This window comes from Aneurinibacillus uraniidurans (genome assembly GCF_028471905.1).
GTDB lineage: Bacteria > Bacillota > Bacilli > Aneurinibacillales > Aneurinibacillaceae > Aneurinibacillus > Aneurinibacillus uraniidurans.
In genome coordinates, this window is record NZ_CP116902.1 from 1,123,613 (window position 1) to 1,142,863 (window position 19,251).

Here is a 19,251-nt window from a genome sequence, read left to right on the forward strand (position 1 = left end):
CTGTGTCCTACCGTTATCTGCCGATGACAGACCGAGACCGTCAGGAGATGCTCGATATGCTCGGTATTGCGAATGTAGAGGAATTGTTTGTTGATATTCCAGAGGTGGTACGTTTTCAAGGAGAGTTGGCGATTCCAGCTGCGCTGTCTGAGCCTGCACTCATCAGACATATGGGACAGTTGGCAGCGAAAAATGTAAATGCAGCGGACTGTATTTCGTTTCTTGGAGCCGGGACGTATGATCACTACATTCCGAGTGTAGTTAATCATGTGATTTCTCGCTCGGAGTTTTACACGGCTTATACTCCATATCAGCCAGAGATCAGCCAGGGCGAATTGCAAGCGATCTTTGAATTTCAAACGATGATTTGCGAGCTAACAGGCATGGATGTGGCAAATTCCTCGATGTATGACGGAGCGACAGCATTGGCAGAAGCGGCGGCGCTAGCAGTTAGGAAGACGGGCCGAGCAAAAGTAGTCGTGTCGGGCACAGTGCACCCCGAGACACGTGATGTACTTAAGACTACTGCCAAAGGGCATGGCTATCTTGTAGAAGAAGTTGGATTTGAGAGTGGCATAACAGAGTGTACGGCGCTTGCTGCGGCAATCGATGAAGAGACGGCTGCTGTACTCGTGCAGTATCCGAACTTTTTTGGTGGGCTGGAAGATTTATCTGCCATCGAAGCGGTGGCACATGGGGAAAAAGCATTGTTTGTTGTAAGTGCGAATCCACTTGCGCTCGGAATTTTGAAGCCGCCGGGCGCGTATGGAGCAGATATTGTAGTAGGGGATGTACAGCCATTCGGCATTCCGATGTCATATGGCGGGCCGCACTGCGGGTATTTTGCAGTGCGGAAGGAATGGATGCGTCAGATCCCAGGCCGAATTGTCGGCCAGACGCAGGACGATCAGGGGAGGCGTGGATTCGTGCTGACGCTGCAGGCGCGTGAGCAGCATATTCGTCGGGAAAAGGCGACCTCTAACATTTGCTCGAATCAGGCACTGAACGCACTAGCTGCTGCGGTAGCAATGACAGCACTTGGCAAGCAGGGCGTACGGGAGATGGCGCGTCTAAACATCCAGAAAACACAGTATGCAAAGCAGCGCATTCAGGCGCTTGCCGGGTATGACGTGATCGGGGGTGCGGCTGTTTTTAATGAGTTTGTCGTTAAGGTACCTGGTTCAGTTGCACAGGTAAATCGGATGTTACTTGCAGACAGGATCATTGGTGGACTTGATCTTGCCCGTTTTTATCCAGAGTTTGCCGGACATATGCTGCTGGCTGTAACGGAGATGCGTACGAAGGAAGATATTGACCGGCTTGTGGATCGACTGGGAGGGATTTGTCATGCATAGTGAGGGACGCAAACAAGATCAGGCGCTTATTTTTGAGGTGAGTCAGGCGGGGCGCAGCGCATGTTCGCTTCCAGTGTGTGATGTACCGGAAGTAGAGCTTGCTGATGTATTGCCGATCGGTCATCTACGTGAAGTAGCTGCTGAGCTGCCGGAAGTGAGTGAACTGCAGTTGATTCGCCATTATACGGCATTATCTCGCCGGAATCATGGAGTGGACTCCGGATTTTATCCGCTTGGCTCTTGTACGATGAAATACAATCCGAAAATCAATGAAGATGTTGCGCGTTATCCTGGATTTGCCCGCATTCATCCGTATCAGCCGGAAAAGACCGTGCAGGGAGCACTCCAGCTCATGTACGAGTTACAGTGTGATTTGGCAGCGATTACAGGGATGGATGCAGTGACGCTCCAGTCGGTGGCGGGTGCTCACGGTGAATGGACAGGGTTGATGATGATTCGTGCGTATCATGAAAGCAGGGGGGAGACACGAACGAAGGTGATTGTGCCGGATTCTGCCCACGGTACGAATCCAGCCTCTGCGAGTGTGGCGGGACTTACAGCGATAACGATTCCATCGGATGCGGATGGTTTTGTAGATGTAGAGGCGTTGCGACAGGCGGTTGGCCCGGATACAGCGGCGCTTATGCTGACAAATCCGAATACGCTCGGTCTATTTGAGAAAAACATCGCAGAGATTGCTCAGATCGTCCATGAAGCAGGCGGGTTATTGTATTACGATGGAGCGAATGCAAACGCCGTTCTTGGCAAGGTGCGTCCGGGTGATATGGGATTTGATGTCGTACACCTCAATTTGCACAAAACGTTTACCACACCGCATGGCGGCGGTGGACCGGGGTCCGGTCCGGTAGGAGTGAAAAAAGAATTGATTCCGTTTTTACCAAAGCCCGTCGTTGTGAAAGAAGGAGAGATGTACCGACTTGACGATGATCGCCCACAGTCGATTGGACGGGTTAAAGCGTATTATGGTAACTTTGGGATTAATGTGCGGGCGTATACGTACATTCGTACAATGGGACCGGAAGGACTACGTCTCGTCTCAGAGTATGCAGTGCTGAACGCGAACTATATGATGCGTCGTCTGGCCGAGCAATATGATTTGCCGTTTGATGTGGTGTGCAAGCATGAGTTTGTTCTCTCGGGCAACCGTCAGAAAAAGCTTGGGGTACGCACGCTTGATATTGCGAAACGATTGCTTGACTTTGGGTATCATCCGCCGACGATTTATTTTCCACTTATTGTGGAGGAATGCATGATGATTGAGCCGACGGAAACCGAAACGAAAGAAACGCTGGATGCTTTCATTGAGGTGATGCTGCAAATTGCGCAGGAGGCGGAAGAAACACCAGAACTCGTGCAGGAAGCACCGCATCATACGGTAGTGGGTCGCCTGGATGAGGTGCTGGCGGCTCGCAAGCCGAAGCTGCGGTATACAAAAGAATAAGCAAGAAAACTGTGACCACCCGACATCTGTATCCGGGTGGTATTTTGTATGCGTCGCTGCTAAATACTACAGGTAAGTACGCCGCTTGCGGTGTGCATTTTGTGCTGGATTAAGGAGGGAGAACGGATGCTGTCTTCTCAGGACCTTGCGTATTTTCGTGAACGCCTTACGCGTCAGCTGCATGACTTGAAAACACGTTTAGTCGACAATGATCATTATGGGACAGGACGTGCTGCCATGCAGGAGTCGATCGGAGAACTTTCCAATTATGATAACCATCCGGCAGATACCGGAAGTGAAATGTTTGAGAGGGAGAAAGACATTGCGTTAACGGAACGAACGGAACAGGATATGTATGATACAGAGCAGGCGCTTACAGCCATTCAGAACGGCACGTATGGCACATGTGAGGTGTGCGGGGCAGAAATTCCGCGCGAACGTCTTGAAGCTATCCCACAGGCGCTTTGCTGTGTACAGCACGCCGAGCAGAACGTGCGGAACCATCGTCCGATAGAGGAAGTGGTGCTCGGGCCTCCGTTTGGCGCTTTTGATTATGATCGCTGGGATGCGACGATGTATGATGCAGAAGATGCGCTTCAAGAGGTGACGCGATACGGCACGTCGGATTCGCCAGCGGATCATCCGAGTCGGGATGGGCTTAGCTACAATGATATGTATCTGGAGGCAGAGGAGCCGGTTGGGTATGTAGAAGAAGTAGAGGGTCTGGCGATCTCGGACATGGAGGGCCATTATATAGGGATTAATACGGACTCTCTGCTCCATGAGCGTTATGAACGGCGCATTGACGAAGCGGATACGGAATGGATGACACGCCTCGAACAGTTGGATGAAATCGGTGGCGAAGCGCATGAGCGCAGCGTAGAGAGAAGATAGGGAAAGCCAAAAACCCCGATTCCTTTGAGTCGGGGTTTTTGGGTAGTCTAAATATAGAGAAGAATATATGGTACAATACAAAAGTAAGTTGGATGAAAGGAGAGTCAGTATGGAACAGTGGCGTTTTCTTGATACCGGCACAAATTCTCCAGCCATCAATATGGCGATTGATGAAGCGGTTTTGACGATACATAGTAAGGGGCTGACCCGTCCTTCCGTTCGTTTTTATGATTGGAATCCGGCGACGGTATCCATTGGTTATTTCCAGAAGGCTGAAAAAGAAATTGATCTTGCTCGTGTGCAGGAGCGTGGACTTGGATTTGTGCGCAGGGCAACAGGTGGGCGAACGGTACTGCACGATAAAGAGCTGACGTATAGTGTGGTCGTATCTGAGCACCATCCGCTTATGCCATCTGGCGTCACGGATGCGTATCGCATCATTAGCCAGGGATTGTTAGAAGGATTTCGTCTGCTTGGTATGCAGGCAGACTTGATGAATCCAGAGGCGGCGAAATTCGCAGAACCATCATCTGCTGCTTGCTTCGATGTACCGTCCTCATACGAGCTTGTTGTAGAAGGACGTAAAGTAGCAGGAAGTGCCCAAACGAGGCAGAAGGGCGTGATTTTACAGCACGGCTCGATTTTGCTGGATATGGATGCAGAACTTTTGTTTGACATTATACGATTTCCGAATGAGCGAGTGCGGGATCGATTGTTAAAAAGCTTCTATGAAAAGGCGGTTGCCATTAATGAACTGCGCAAGCAACCTGTCACGCTTGCAGAGGTAAAGCCGGCATTTCGAGAAGGGTTTGCACGCGGATTTGCAGTTGAACTAATAGACGATGTTTTAACGCAGGAAGAGTGGGAGCTAGCCGAGCAACTTGCTTATGAAAAGTATGGGAATGACGAGTGGAATTTTAGACGGTAGAAAAAGGAGACGACCGTGTTTCGGTCGTTTTTGTCTTGATTATTATGATGGCAAATGAGGAATTATCTATATATTGTGTTTAAAATTTTAAGTACATACAATATATTGACGTGCATCCAACGCTAGGGTAGACTAATAAGACATTGATTAACTGTATCAGACAGGCCGCCTTACGGTCAATTGGTACATAGTATAACTGGAGGGTGAAAAATGGAGGCAGTAACTGAATCACAAGGAAAAATGAGGCTTGAAGGTTTAAGCGAGAAAATTTTCCTTGATCGGTATGCTCTGAAAGATACAGATCCAGACCACATTCAGGAAGGCGATACGGTTCTTGTTCTAACGCATGACGATCCGAAGTTTCCGAAGAAAGAAGTCGGGATTGTAACAAAACGGACAGGTAGTGAGCTCGAGGTTGAGCTGCGGAACGGTGAGATGGTGACATCGAATGCCGATAAAGCACTCCGCACGCTAGAACAAACACCGGAAGAGATGTGGGATCGCCTGGCAAAAACGATTGCATCAGTAGAGACAACACCTGAGAAGCAGCAGGAATGGCAGGAGAAATTCCGTAGTCTATTGGATGACTGGAAGCTTGTGCCGGGCGGACGGATTGCAGCTGGAGCGGGTGCCAATGATGAATTGACACTGTATAACTGCTATGTAATCCCTTCTCCGCATGACAGCCGGGGCGGCATTATGGAAACGCTCGGTCAAATGACAGAGATCATGTCCCGAGGCGGTGGGGTTGGAATCAACCTTTCAAGTCTTCGCCCGCGCCGTGCGCAAGTAAAAGGCGTGAACGGATCGTCAAGTGGTTCGGTGTCATGGGGTGGACTGTTTAGTCATACGACCGGATTAATTGAGCAAGGTGGGAGCCGCAGGGGAGCATTGATGCTAATTATGAACGACTGGCACCCTGACCTGCTGGAGTTCATTACCGTTAAACAAAACATGGGCATGATTACAAATGCCAACCTGTCAGTAGCAATAAGTAATGGTTTTATGAAGGCTGTAAAAGAAGACCTGGAATGGGAACTGAAATTCCCGGATACGACAGACCCGGAATACGACGAAGTATGGGATGGAAACCTGGATAAATGGCTGTCACTCGGTAAAGAAGTGCGCGTATACAAAACGGTTCGCGCGCGCGATGTGTGGCACATGATTATTGAATCGGCATGGAAGTCTGCTGAACCAGGTATCGTATTCATGGAATACTACAACCAGATGTCGAACAGCTGGTATTTCAACCCGATTATTTGTACGAATCCGTGTGGGGAGCAAGGTTTGCCAGGATGGGGCGTATGCAACCTTTCTGCTATTAATCTATCAAAATTCGCTAAAGATGGCGAAGTTGATTGGGACAGCCTATCTACAGCAGTTCGTTATTCCGTTCGCTTCCTCGATAACGTGGTCGATGCAACACCGTATCATTTCGAAGAAAACAAAGCGAATCAGAAAAACGAACGTCGCGTAGGTCTTGGTACGATGGGCCTTGCAGAAATGATGATTCACCTGAAAATCCGCTACGGCAGCCCGGAATCGCTTGAATTCCTGGACAAGCTGTATGCGTTCATCGCTCGTGAATCATATCTGGCATCGTCTGAAATTGCCGCAGAAAAAGGCAGCTTCCCGGCGTTTATCGCAGATAAATTCCTGGAGAGCGGCTTCATGAAGCAGTTCGATGACGAGCTGCGTGAAACGATTCGTGAAAACGGTATGCGCAACGTAACTGTTCTGACACAGGCTCCTACTGGGTCCACAGGAACCATGGTTGGAACAAGTACCGGAATTGAGCCTTTCTATGCATTCGAATACTTCCGTCAAAGTCGCCTCGGCTTCGACAAACAGTACGTGCCAATCGCGAAACAATGGGTGGAAGAGAACGATTCCGAAACGCTGCCAGATTATTTCGTAAGCGCAATGGATCTGTCCGCAGAAGACCACGTGCGCGTACAAGGTGCGATTCAGAAATGGGTGGACAGTTCCATCAGTAAAACGGCAAACGCTCCGGCTGATTTCACAGTTGAAGAAACAAAAGCGCTGTACGAACTCGCCTTTGACCTTGGCTGCAAAGGGGTTACCATTTACCGTGATGGCAGCCGCGATGTACAAGTTCTGACAACGAAAAAAGACGAGAAAGACAGCAAGAAAGAACCGGAAAAAGCCGAAAAAATCGCGCAATCAACCGACCTTGATGAAGCAGCACCAACGAAAGACTACCGTCGTCGCCCACTTCGCCTCAAAGGTGCTACATACAAAATGAAAACACCACTTGGCAAAGCGTACATTACGGTGAATGAAGCAGATGGTGCTCCATTTGAAGTAATTGTAAACGTCGGAAAAGCAGGTAGTGACGTATTTGCGATGTCTGAAGCGCTGGGTCGTGTATCGACACTGTTCCTCCGCTTCGGTCAACTGCCAGACGGAAATAAAGCTCGCCTGTTGATTAAGCATCTCAAAGGCATCGGTGGATCAGGTGCAGTCGGCTTCGGCGCTAACCGTGTCGATTCGATTCCAGATGCGGTAGCGAAAGCGATTGAATTCTACCTTGATGGGGAAGATGACAGCGCACCGGTTGCTTCAGCAAGCGAAGTAGCTTATGCAGATATGACGGCGGCTTCAGCAACGGATACACACAAGCACGACCGTGATGAAGATGGCGATGTGTATCGGGAAGGACTTGATCTGTGTCCGGAATGCGGTGCGGCAGCCCTTGTTGCGGAAGAAGGCTGCAAGCATTGTGAGGCATGTGGATATTCACGTTGTTCATAAGATGAGTTTTCTATAAATAGCTGGATTTTCTGTGATTTTTCACTATTGATGAATAATTATACAAAAAGGTGAAGACAAACATGTCTTCACCTTTTTGCAGGAATTTAAAAACTCACATAAAAAAGCAGAAACGTTATTTTAGAGTTTAATAATTGAGAGATTCTATGATAGGTTTATAACTAAATTTGCTTTTTATAGATACACAACCAAGATTTATCCTTTGTGCATAAAAGGGTATAGGATTATTCTATATTTATAAGGATTTAGCGAAGAAAAGATAATCCGTTATCAAATCTGTCATTTAAGAAACCTCTCTATTTATTACTCGTCTTATCTAATGTTGTTGATTCTTTTAAAATAGTAAAAAATATTTTCAATCTATAAATAATAATGATACACTATGATAGGATTATAATCGATACAGAAAAGATGTGTGATTAGGTCGTGCCTGGCTTGCTATAGCGTCTAAGAAGGAGCGCCTACATCTTTTCTGCAAATCTTAGATAAAAGGACGATAAAAATGAGCAACCATACTAAAACAGACGTTATCTTAATTGGTGCCGGAATCATGAGTGCCACTTTGGGGACACTTCTGAAAGAATTAGTACCGGACTGGGACATTACAGTGTTTGAGAAGCTCGCAAACACGGGCGAGGAAAGCTCTAACGAATGGAATAATGCAGGAACGGGGCATGCGGCACTGTGCGAGCTTAACTACACCGTCGAAAAACCGGACGGATCGATAGATATTAGTAAAGCGATAAAAATCAATGAACAGTTCCAGACTTCAACGCAGTTTTGGTCTTATCTTGTAAAGCACAATCTGATACGTAATCCGCAGGACTTTATCAGGGCATTGCCTCATATGAGTTTCGTACAAGGGGAACAAAATGTAACGTTTTTAAAGAAACGTTTTGAAGCGCTGTCTAACAATCCTCTATTCCAAGGGATGGAATTTTCTGATGACCCGGGAAAACTGATGGAATGGATTCCGCTTATTATGAAAGACCGGACATCGAATGAACCTATAGCAGCAACAAAAATCGACTCTGGAACGGATGTCAACTTTGGCGCTTTAACACGCATGTTGTTTGACAACTTAAAGAGTAAAAACGTCGATGTAAAATTCAAACATAGTGTTGATAATATTAAACGTACGAGCGACGGCTCATGGGAATTGAAAGTGCGGAATGTCGATAGCGGTACCGTCGAACGCCATACTGCAAAATTCGTCTTTATCGGTGGCGGGGGAGGAAGCCTGCATTTACTGCAAAAATCCGGTATTCCTGAAGGGAAACATATCGGAGGATTCCCGGTAAGTGGACTATTTATGGTGTGTAATAACCCAGATGTTGTAGAGCAGCATCATGCAAAAGTATACGGAAAAGCTAAGGTTGGGGCTCCTCCAATGTCTGTTCCGCATCTTGACACAAGATTTATCGATAATAAGAAATCGTTGCTATTTGGACCGTTTGCTGGCTTCTCACCAAAGTTTTTAAAATCCGGTTCAATGTTCGATTTGTTAACTTCCGTAAAAACGGATAATCTCGTAACTATGTTGGCGGCAGGCGCAAAAAATGTTCCATTGACAAAATACCTGATCGAGCAAGTTATGTTATCGAAAGAACAGCGCATGGAAGAATTACGGGAGTTTATCCCAAGCGCTAAAAGCGAGGATTGGGGTATGGTAGTAGCGGGTCAACGTGTACAAGTTATTAAAGATACTGCAGCCGGCAAAGGAACGCTTCAATTTGGTACGGAAGTTGTTAGTGCCGCTGATGGCTCAATAGCAGCATTGCTTGGCGCTTCTCCGGGTGCTTCTACTGCCGTTCACGTTATGCTTGAGGTAATAAAAAAATGCTTCCCGCAACATCTACAAGAATGGGAATCGAAAATAAAAGAAATGATTCCTTCTTATGGTGTGTCACTACTGGAAAATCCAGAGCTTATCGATGAAATTCATACTTCAACAGCGCAAACACTTGGCTTAGAGGATAAAAAACAGTACGCGTACGTATAAGACGGTCCTACTGTATGCTCAGACATTAGAAAGACAAATGAGCAATGCCGTACTAGAAAAATTGGCAAATCCAGAATAACCAAAAAACTCGTATGTTAAAGGAAGCATAAATTGCCGTTTTGGCAAATTTATGTTTCCTTTAGTTGTTTTAAGTACCTTTATTGGTTTAGTCGACAGATGTCAAGTTTGATGACTGTTGGCCAATCGTTTTTCTGCCTATATATCCTTTTCCTATAATTATATAATCTTATTGTAAAATATATGTTTTTATTTCTAAAAATTTAAAATAAATCTAGGTAAATGAATTTTAACATTTCTTCAAAATTAATCAGACAGAATGATTGAGCCTGGTAGAATATCTACCAGGCTATTCATGTTATCGATATACTTTTTCTTAGCCTATTCTAAGAAAACAATGATACACTATTCTTTGCTGTACGATATCAAGAAAAGGAGAGAATTTTTTTGTATAAACCACCTGTAAAACAGCCGGTTGAACAAGAGCCACAAACTACAAAGAAAAGAGTTACCCGAAAAAAGCCAAAGAAAAAGTTCAGAAGAAGGGTGTTTTTCCTTTTTCTTGGATTATGTTATATATATGTTTCTACCGCTTTATTTGTTTTTAAGGGACCCTATCAAAATGTGAAAGATTACGCACTTCAATCGCTGGGGACTACACAGCATCCGAATCTTTGGATCTCTCTTTTTTCACTAAATACCGTTTCTGCGGCAGAAATTGCGAAGTATACGGTTGGAACTGGACAGCCTACTGTGGACAGCAGCGGGAATGCAACTGGATTTGGTGATTTTGGAGGCATTAAGGACAGCTCGATCCAAATTGAGGATTACAAAGATAATACGTACTCCGCAAAGATTATGCTTGTTCGTGATCCGATGCGCCTCAAAGTTGCCGTTACCAATCAAATAGGTAAGGTTGGCCAAACAGTAAGTGAAATGGTGCGTGATAACAATGCGGTAGCTGGCGTGAACGGTGGGTCGTTTCAGGATGTTGGCTGGCATGGAACCGGGGGAGATCCGCTCGGGACAACCATGCATGATGGAAAATATTATGCCACTAGTGAAAACAGCAATGTGATTGGGATCACCTCAAGTGGTTCTTTGATTTCAGGAAAATATTCAGTGAAAGAACTGCAGGATATGGGAGTGAAGGAAGCTCTCTCATTTGGACCGATTCTTGTGAAAGACGGGCAAGGACTGGTTCGTGGCAATGGTGGCTGGGGGAATGCTCCCCGTACGGCAATTGGTCAGAAGGCCGACGGTACGATCATTCTTATTGTTACAGACGGTCGCTTTGTTCATGGACCTGAGAATCTCGGGGCAACCTTGCATGACATACAGGATCTTATGTTGAAATACGGAGCTGTCACCGCAGTTAATCTGGACGGCGGTTCTTCTACTACGATGGTGTATAATGGGAAGCTGGTAAATGAACCAAGTGATGTACTTGGAGAAAGAAAAATCGCGACTTCATTTATCGTTATGCCGGAATAGGAGGAGGCAATTTGAAAAAAGTTATTTGGTTTTTGTTACTTGTAACGGGGATGCAAATTGGAATACTCTCGCATTATAATCACTTGCTAGATAGGGGAGTCAAAGGGACGGATACAGCTGCGGTTACACTTTTTGACGGGCAGACCGATCTGATGGCTTTGTCTGCTAGCAAAAATCTTGTTGCGTATGTTGATGAGCAGAATACACTTCATGTAAAAGACGTAACAAGCAACCAAGAAGTGTATACGCTTAGCAATGAAGGCAAGATCGATTATATAACTTGGATTCAGGATAACGGATTGCTGCTTGGAATTAGTAAAGGAAAAGGCTCGAATAAAAAACTGGTCGTAAAAACAGCGATGCTTTCAACGAATAATGTTCGGACTATCCGGACGATTGGCCCGGTATCGTCCACTTCGACGTTTAAACAGATGACGTTTAGCCCGTTTACGAACGATATTTATATACTGGTTGGCAACAAAAATATCTCTAAGCTTTATCATGTCGGTACAAGTGGGGACTTTAAGATGATGAATGTCAGCAGTTACTATGTTGATGATATTCTTATGGCATCCACCAAAAATGAGCTGTTTTTTGAAGATGTAAAACAGCACATTCCGTACTTGCATAGCCGGGATGAAAAGGGAACTCATCGAATCGAAAAGAATGCGGTACCGCTTCGAGCGATTAACGATACGTTGTATTACGGCAAGCTTGATGATACTGGTGATGTTACTTCTATCTATACGTATGAACAGGGGACCTCGAATAAAATTATCGACATCAGTCAGCCGATTAAGCCGGATCGTCTACTTGTCAAAGAAGATGGGACGCCCATACGTGTTGAGGATACAAAATATATTGATCTGAAAACGAACAAGGAAACGGCGATAGCCGGAGAAGGACAGGCGATCGTAAAAAATAATTTACTATTTAAGTCATCGCCATCAGGTACAACGCTTATCGACTTATGAAAAAGGCCAGAGGTCAATTCATTCGGATTGACTTCTGGTTTTTTCATTTTTGGTTGACTTTTCCTCCTGTCCCAGTGTACTATATATCTAGAACACTAAAACACAAATACAAAAGGAGAGGACGAAAAATGGAAGTGTGGATCCGATTACTCGGAAAAGATTTAAAGATGATGAAAGGATGGTTTCTAGGCGGCATTGCTGTAATGATTGCGATCAACATACTGGGCGCATGGATCGCATATGAAACACGCGTAGGGGCATCTAGTTTTTTACTGTCGTTTGTGCTCTTCATCCATGCTCTGTATGTACCGGTATATATATGGATTAGTTTGTCTAAAGAATGGAGGGGAACGTACGTATACTGGTTGCAATTCCCCCAGTCCAGCTGGACATTACTAGCGATCAAATTAGGGAGCGCTCTTATTAGCCTGTGTATCTCTTATGTTGCTGCTTTTGTTATGTTTTATGGCATAAACCAGATGGATTTGAACAGCAGCAAATCGTTGATGAACATTATGACAGGTCCAGATGCTTTTGATATACGCGGGTATGTTGACTATATGAACGAGCATTTTTTCTCGGTGTTTTCCCTTGTGTTATATATGAATGTTGTTTTCGGCGTATGGGCTCTTCTGTTTAACATTTCGATCCAGGCTGTACGACGTAGATTACATCGTTTTAGTGGGATTGTTATGTTTGTGATTTTTGCCTTTTTACTTTGGGCAGAATTTAAATTTAGTACCACGAACCTGTATAGTTCAGTAACGAAATGGGGAGCGTTTTCAGGCGATTCCGTATGGGCGTATTTAGAGATGAATATGGGAGAACTTTTATTTGACCTTCCCATCATGATCGTATATTTCTTTTTGGCGGGATGGTTAGTAGAGAGGAAGGTCGAGGTGTAGTCAGATGGGAGAAGAATTTAATACTTCCCAGCCGATTTATCAGCAGATTGTGGCACGTATTTGTCGGCAAATCGTTCGAGAAGAAATCAAAGCGGGAGAGAAGCTTCCGTCCGTGCGGGAAATGGCGGTACAGTCGGGCGTGAATCCGAATACGGTCCAACGTGTTTATTCAGAGTTGGAACGGATGAACATTGTAGAAGCGAGAAGAGGGCAAGGTTCCTTTGTGACAGAGAATCAAGAAGAATTGGAGCGATTGCGGGTGGAGCTGAAGGTTGAATACATTAGAGATTTCGTAAGTAATATGCAGGAAATGGGTTTTTCTCCTTCTGAGATTATGGAAGGGATTCAGAATTATTTGCAGCAGGAAAAATAAATCATATAGGTAGGAGGGAGAAATATATGTCACATATGTTGGTGAAATTTCAGCATGTATCCAAAAAATATGCGCGGCAAGTTGCGCTGCAAGATGTAAGTTTTGAACTGCCAAGTGGAAAAATTATCGGACTAATCGGTGTAAATGGAAGTGGAAAGTCGACCATGCTGAAACTGATGGCAGGGATGATCAGACCAAGTAGCGGAAAGATTATAATGAATGAACACGAAATAAACGGTCGGATTCCTGAGCAAGTGGCCTTTTTGCCCGATGGCGACGAATTGTATTCGTTCTACACAGTTGTAGAGACGATTGAATTTTTTAGCAGCCTATATGGTGACTTTGATAAGAAGAAAGCGTATGAGATGCTAACGTTCATGGAATTGCCGCGCGATCAGCAAGTAAAAAGCTTATCTAAAGGGAATAAAGGGCGGCTGAAGATTATTCTCGCTCTTTCCCGTCAAGTTCCGTTACTCTTGATGGATGAGCCATTGTCCGGGCTTGATCCGCTCGTTCGAAGTTCGATTATTAAAAGTCTCATTTCTTTTATTGATATCGAAAAGCAAACAATTATTATGTCAACCCATGAGGTGGCAGAAATTGAACCGCTGCTTGATTTGGTTGTGCTAATTCATAATGGTCAACTGAAAGCTGTTCAAGAGGTGGAGCAGATTCGTCTAACTAGCAGTCTAAGTCTCGTTGAATGGATGAAAGAAACGACCAAATAGTTTTGCGAAATCCTCTCCATAAAATAACAATGACTTTACCGAAAATTAATATCAATTCCTTATACTAAATGTTGTATTTAATATTTTTGGTAAATAAAAGAGTAGATGTTAATTTGGAGAGGAGTTCATCATTTATGAAGAAAAAAGGTATGATCGTTTCCATTTTAAGCATGGCGCTGTTAGTACCAGCTATCTCACCTGTGCAGGCGGTAGCTGCGAAAGAGGCGAAGGTACAATCCGTTGAATTTATCGGCATGGATGCACCGGCTGCTGCGGGGGATATGGCTAAAGTCTACTCGACTGCTAAAGTAGAAGTTACATATACAGATAAAACAAAGAAGACATTTCCGCTGTCTTATAAAATGTTGATGAAATCTACAGAGAAGATCGGTGGTATTCAGGCAGGCGCAGCGCTGGATGTGACAGGTAAGCCGATTATGGACAACAGTGTGCCGGGAAGCCAGGTTCCGTTTGTTTCAGACAGCCCGGATTCGAACAGCTTAATGAAGATTGAAGGAGCTGCCCCAACTGGCAAAGGGGGCAATCCGCTGTCGCTCATTACGCATTATGAATACATTACAAACGATCAATCCGGTCAGTCTGCCTACGGTCTCGTTCCGGCTTCGATGAGTCTAAGTATGATTGATCAGAATAAAACGAACGGTGAGCTGAGTGTAACTGGATTGAAAAAAGTCGACTTTTCATCCGTAGATGGTCTATGGATTCCATGTAACGGCTCACTCACACCGTGGAATACCCATCTGAGCAGCGAAGAGTACGAACCGGATGCGCGTGACTATGAAGCCGATCCGACTAAAACATATGTCGCTCCATTTACGAAAAACTATTTCCAGGATGCGAATAAAAAAGGAAATCCATATGCGTATGGATTCATACCAGAGATTACCGTACATAGCGATAATTCAACAAGTGTCGTCAAGCATTACAGCATGGGTCGCTTCTCACATGAATTAGGACGAGTGGCGCCGGATAAGAAGACCGTATTTTTCGGGGATGACGGCAGCAATACGATGCTGTTTATGTATGTAGCGGATAAGGCGGAGGATTTATCTTCCGGAACGCTTTATGCCGGCAAGTGGATACAGACTAGTGAGAAAAATGGCGGGACAGCCAACCTGCAGTGGATTCAACTGGGGCATGCGGCCGATCAGGAAGTGAAGCAGTATATTGATAAAGGGATCAAGTTCAGTGATATTTTTGAAACAGCAGACAAAGAGACAGCAGGCTTCACCAAAATTAAAACGTATCCGAGTGGAAAAGTCGAATGGCTAAAAGTAAAGCCGGGCATGGAGAAAGCTGCTGCCTTCTTGGAGTCTCGTCGCTATGGGGCGATCCTAGGAGCTACATCCGAATTTAACAAGATGGAAGGCGTCGCTGTAAACGCGAAAGACAATAAGCTGTATATTGCCATGTCCTATGTAGAGAAAGGCATGGAGAAGGATGAAAAAGGCGAAGCACAGGATGATATTCAACTGCCAAAATTGAAATCAGGCGTAACATACGAATTGGATATGAAAGCAGGACAGAAGGATAAGAGTGGAAATGTGATTCACAGTCAGTATGTCCCATCTGTGATGAAAGGGTTAGTTGTGGGTCAGGACCTGAAAACCCCGGATGAAAAGGGAAATACCGCAGATGTGAATAAAGTCGCTAATCCTGATAACCTTTCTTTCTCAGAAGACATGCGGACGTTGTTTATCGGAGAAGATAGCGGTATGCATACGAATAACTTCGTGTGGGCGTACAACGTGGACACCGGTAAATTGTCTCGTATTCTATCTGTCCCGGCAGGCGCAGAAGCGACTGGCTTACAGGCAGTGGATAATCTAAATGGCTTCCGCTATATTATGAGCAACTTCCAGCATCCAGGTGATGAGCTAGATAATTTTAAAATGCCTGCCGACCTAAAGGCAGAAGTAGTTAAACAAATCAATGAAAACTTTGATAGCAAACGTGCTGGCGCGATCGGATATATTAGTGGATTGCCGAGCGCAAGTGTAACAAAATAGTCGGAAAAAAATTCCCAACCGGCAAAAAATTCCGCCCTACAGCGGATTTTTTTGCCGGTTTTTTCTTTTAAGTGCTTCATTTGCTTGTATTTTTAAAATGGTATGAATATTGCACTAATATTTGGTGAACATATACAAAACATAAAAGGGGAGGAAATAATCTTGAAAAAGTTTTTTGCACTTTTTTCTACGTGTCTGCTCGTATTCCTGACACTTGTGGGCTGTTCTAGCAGCAAGCCAACGCAAGGAGGAGCGGAAGGAGCGAAAAAGCCTGATCGCATCACGATTGCTACCGCAACGACAGGCGGTGTATATTATCCACTTGGTAACGCAATGGCGAAATTATGGACAGAGAAAAGCGGCGTGCAAGCAGTAGCCCAAACAACGTCCGGTGGTGTAGCCAACATCAATATTTTGAAGAAGAAGGAAGCAGAAATTGCTTTTGTTGAAAATGGAATCGTTTACTTCGCGCAAAACGGAACGGAAATGTTCCAGGGCAAAAAGACAGAAAACTTGCGCGGTCTAACGTATTTGTACCCGAATGTCATTCAGTTTGTTGTGAAAGCGGATTCTAACATCAACTCGATTAAAGACTTAAAAGGAAAACGTTTCGTTCCAGGTAGTGTTGGGTCATCTACAGAAGCCAATTCTCGCATTATTTTAGGTGCATATGGTCTGGATTATCGGGATCGAAAAGATGTAACAGTTGATTACATGGGTTTTACTGAAGCGGCAGAAGCTTTGAAAAATGGACAAATTGATGCATTTGCTGTATCCGGTGGTATTCCAACGGCATCGATTATGGATGTGGCAACAAGTGCGAACATTAAACTTCTCTCAATTGACCAGGATGTAATCGCAAAAATTAAAAAAGACTATCCATTTTATGATGAGTACTCCGTTCCGAAAGGTACGTATAAAAATCAGCAGCAAGATGTGAAAACAGTTTCGGTGGCGAACCTGCTCGTTGTACGTGAAGATTTACCGGCAGATTTCGTTTATAACTTAACGAAATCGATGTATGAAAACTTGCCGCAATTAGTTGCTACGCATAAAGCGATTAAAGATTTGAAAAAAGAAGATGCGCTTAAAGGGATGATTATTCCGTTACATGAAGGAGCGAAAAAATATTACAAAGAAATCGGTCTGAATGTAGACGGGAAATAACCTGAATTTTTCTCGACCTGCCTTCGAATGTATGTTTTTTTCGAAGGCGGGTTGAAATTCGATTACGATCATATAAGGGGGATTGGAAGTGGAAAAAACAAACCCTGTACAACAAGAAGAACAGGTTGATATTCAAAAGCTGCTCGAAGAAGTGGACCACGAATCGAGATTTAGAAAATATGTCGGTCCGATGGCCTTCATCGTTGCTGCTATTGCCATTGGAATGAGTATGTTTCAATTGTATACATCTGGATTTGGCTTGCTAGAGTCAATTCGCCAGCGTTCAATGCACCTTTCCTTTTTGCTCGTTCTTGTATTTTTGCTGTATCCAGCTCGCATGAAAACAAGTAACCGGAATATGCCAACGCTGATCGACTTTGTGTGGGTGATTCTTGGTCTTATTCCTCCGCTTTATTTGTTCTTTACGATTGAAGAGATTCAGTTTAATGGTGGAATTCTCGGGGAGACGGATTATATTGTCGGTGCTATTGGCATTATCGTTTTATTCGAAGCGTCTCGCCGCGTATTAGGTATGGGATTAACAACAGTCGCCTTTGTTTTTATGCTGTATACGTTATTGGGGCATTATATTCAAGGTTCACTTGGGCATAGACAGTTCAGTTTCGAAACGATTATTGAACATTTCTATTTTTCAACAGAAGGGATTTTTGGCGTTCCGCTTGGCGTTTCAGCGACGTATATTTTCTTATTTGTCCTGTTCGGTGCATTCCTGCAGGAAACAAAAATGACGAATTTTATTAATGATTTAGCGCTGTCCATTGCGGGACGCACGCCAGGTGGTCCGGCTAAAGTAGCGGTAATTGCTTCCGGTTTTATGGGCATGATTACAGGAAGTTCAGTAGCGAATGCCGCGTCCATTGGTTCATTTACGATTCCGCTTATGAAGAAATACGGGTATCGCTCGCATTTTGCTGGTGCGGTAGAGGCGGTAGCCTCCACAGGTGGGCAAATTATGCCGCCGATTATGGGAGCGGCAGCGTTTATCATGGCAGAGTTTTTAAATATTCCATACAGCCGCATTATGCTGGCTGCGATCATTCCGGCGCTATTGTATTATTTGGCGTGCTGGGTCATCATTCACCTAGAGGCAAAGAAGAATGGATTAAAAGGATTGCCAGCTGACGAAGTGCCGAAGTTTACACAGGTATTGAAAGAAGGCGGGCACTTATTACTGCCAATCATTGTGCTGATTTACTTGCTTGTTTCCGGTGTTACGCCGCTTTACTCGGCAGCATGGGCCATTGTTGCGGCTATTGTCGCAAGCTGGTTCCGAAAACATACGGCAATTGGCTGGAGAGGAATTCTTCGTGCGTTAGAGATGGGCGCACGTGGGGCTATTTCTGTCGGGATCGCATGTGCGATTGTAGGGATTGTGGTTGGAACGATTTCCATTTCGTCGCTCGGATTAACGGTTGGGAATAGCATCATTGGACTTGCGGATGGTAGTCTGCTGATGACGATGATCTTGACGATGATTACATGCTTGATTATGGGGATGGGTGTTCCGACAACCCCGATGTATATTATTGTGGCGACCGTAGCCGCTCCGATTTTGGTGCAAAATTTTGGGGTGTTACCGCTTGCTGCCCATTTATTTGTCTTCTATTATGGTGCATTAGCTGAGATTACGCCGCCGGTAGCATTGGCTGCCTTTACAGCTTCCGGTATTGCCAAAGCGAAACCGTTACAAGTTGCTGTCACAGCGTGCCGCCTAGCATTAGCTGGTTTTATCATTCCATATTTCTTTGTGTATAGCCCTGTACTATTATTTGAGGGAAATAATTACGTAGAAATTATTACCGCGATCGTAACGTCTGTTCTGGGTGTTATCGCGCTTGGTATCGGTCTGCAAAATTGGATGTTCCAGCAAACAAATGTGATTCAGCGTATTGCCATGTTTGCAGCGGCTATTTTGTTGATTATACCTGGGATGATGACAGACATTGCCGGAGCCGCTTTATTTTTGAGCGTATTCATCTGGCAAAAGTTGTCGCAGAAAAAAATAAGCAGCGCTGAGCATTCTTCTATGGCGTAAACATAGCAGCTTTATAAAAATAGGCTATCTTCATCATCGAAATAGCCTATTTTTATTATTTTTGATAGA

General features: G+C 44.7%; 14 protein-coding genes. All 14 read left to right on the forward strand.

Going from position 1 to position 19,251, the window contains the following annotated elements; translation table 11 throughout:
* Positions 1–23: 23 nt before the first annotated feature.
* The 14 genes from gcvPA to PO771_RS05745 all read left to right on the forward strand — a co-directional run bounded on the left by gcvPA (position 24) and on the right by PO771_RS05745 (position 19,182).
* Positions 24–1,355, forward strand: a complete 1,332-nt coding sequence (gene gcvPA / locus PO771_RS05680; protein WP_422665000.1) for an aminomethyl-transferring glycine dehydrogenase subunit GcvPA — start codon at positions 24–26, stop codon at positions 1,353–1,355.
* Positions 1,348–2,817 (forward strand): aminomethyl-transferring glycine dehydrogenase subunit GcvPB, encoded by a 1,470-nt coding sequence (gene gcvPB, locus PO771_RS05685; protein WP_272562306.1) that lies wholly within the window; start codon positions 1,348–1,350, stop codon positions 2,815–2,817. The genes gcvPA and gcvPB overlap by 8 nt, the downstream gene beginning before the upstream one ends.
* A 126-nt stretch (positions 2,818–2,943) precedes the next feature.
* A complete protein-coding gene (locus PO771_RS05690; RefSeq protein ID WP_272562307.1) occupies positions 2,944–3,711 on the forward strand; it encodes a TraR/DksA C4-type zinc finger protein in 768 nt (255 codons plus the stop codon).
* 109 nt (positions 3,712–3,820) lie between these two features.
* On the forward strand, positions 3,821–4,639 hold the full coding sequence (locus PO771_RS05695; protein WP_272562308.1) for a lipoate--protein ligase family protein: 819 nt from the start codon (positions 3,821–3,823) through the stop codon (positions 4,637–4,639).
* A gap of 210 nt (positions 4,640–4,849) precedes the next feature.
* Complete coding sequence (locus PO771_RS05700) at positions 4,850–7,417, forward strand: adenosylcobalamin-dependent ribonucleoside-diphosphate reductase (protein WP_272562309.1); 2,568 nt, start codon at positions 4,850–4,852, stop codon at positions 7,415–7,417.
* Between the two features lie 496 nt (positions 7,418–7,913).
* Entirely contained in the window at positions 7,914–9,437 is a 1,524-nt protein-coding gene (locus PO771_RS05705; RefSeq protein ID WP_272563106.1) for a malate:quinone oxidoreductase, read from the forward strand.
* Between the two features lie 642 nt (positions 9,438–10,079).
* Complete coding sequence (locus tag PO771_RS05710) at positions 10,080–10,949, forward strand: phosphodiester glycosidase family protein (protein WP_272562310.1); 870 nt, start codon at positions 10,080–10,082, stop codon at positions 10,947–10,949.
* 11 nt (positions 10,950–10,960) lie between these two features.
* Positions 10,961–11,923, forward strand: a complete 963-nt coding sequence (locus tag PO771_RS05715) for a hypothetical protein (protein ID WP_272562311.1) — start codon at positions 10,961–10,963, stop codon at positions 11,921–11,923.
* 128 nt (positions 11,924–12,051) lie between these two features.
* Positions 12,052–12,828 (forward strand): hypothetical protein, encoded by a 777-nt coding sequence (locus tag PO771_RS05720; RefSeq protein WP_272562312.1) that lies wholly within the window; start codon positions 12,052–12,054, stop codon positions 12,826–12,828.
* Positions 12,829–12,832: 4 nt separating this feature from the next.
* On the forward strand, positions 12,833–13,201 hold the full coding sequence (locus tag PO771_RS05725; protein WP_272562313.1) for a GntR family transcriptional regulator: 369 nt from the start codon (positions 12,833–12,835) through the stop codon (positions 13,199–13,201).
* A gap of 26 nt (positions 13,202–13,227) precedes the next feature.
* The gene (locus PO771_RS05730) at positions 13,228–13,929 is read left to right on the forward strand and encodes an ABC transporter ATP-binding protein (RefSeq protein ID WP_272562314.1); all 702 of its coding nucleotides are present in this window, start codon (positions 13,228–13,230) and stop codon (positions 13,927–13,929) included.
* Positions 13,930–14,063: 134 nt separating this feature from the next.
* Positions 14,064–15,959 carry a PhoX family protein gene (locus PO771_RS05735; protein ID WP_272562315.1) on the forward strand — a complete coding sequence of 632 codons (1,896 nt, stop codon included), beginning with the start codon at positions 14,064–14,066 and terminating at the stop codon, positions 15,957–15,959.
* Positions 15,960–16,121: 162 nt separating this feature from the next.
* Positions 16,122–17,126 carry a TAXI family TRAP transporter solute-binding subunit gene (locus tag PO771_RS05740; protein WP_272562316.1) on the forward strand — a complete coding sequence of 335 codons (1,005 nt, stop codon included), beginning with the start codon at positions 16,122–16,124 and terminating at the stop codon, positions 17,124–17,126.
* 88 nt (positions 17,127–17,214) lie between these two features.
* The gene (locus tag PO771_RS05745) at positions 17,215–19,182 is read left to right on the forward strand and encodes a TRAP transporter permease (protein WP_272562317.1); all 1,968 of its coding nucleotides are present in this window, start codon (positions 17,215–17,217) and stop codon (positions 19,180–19,182) included.
* Positions 19,183–19,251: the final 69 nt, after the last annotated feature.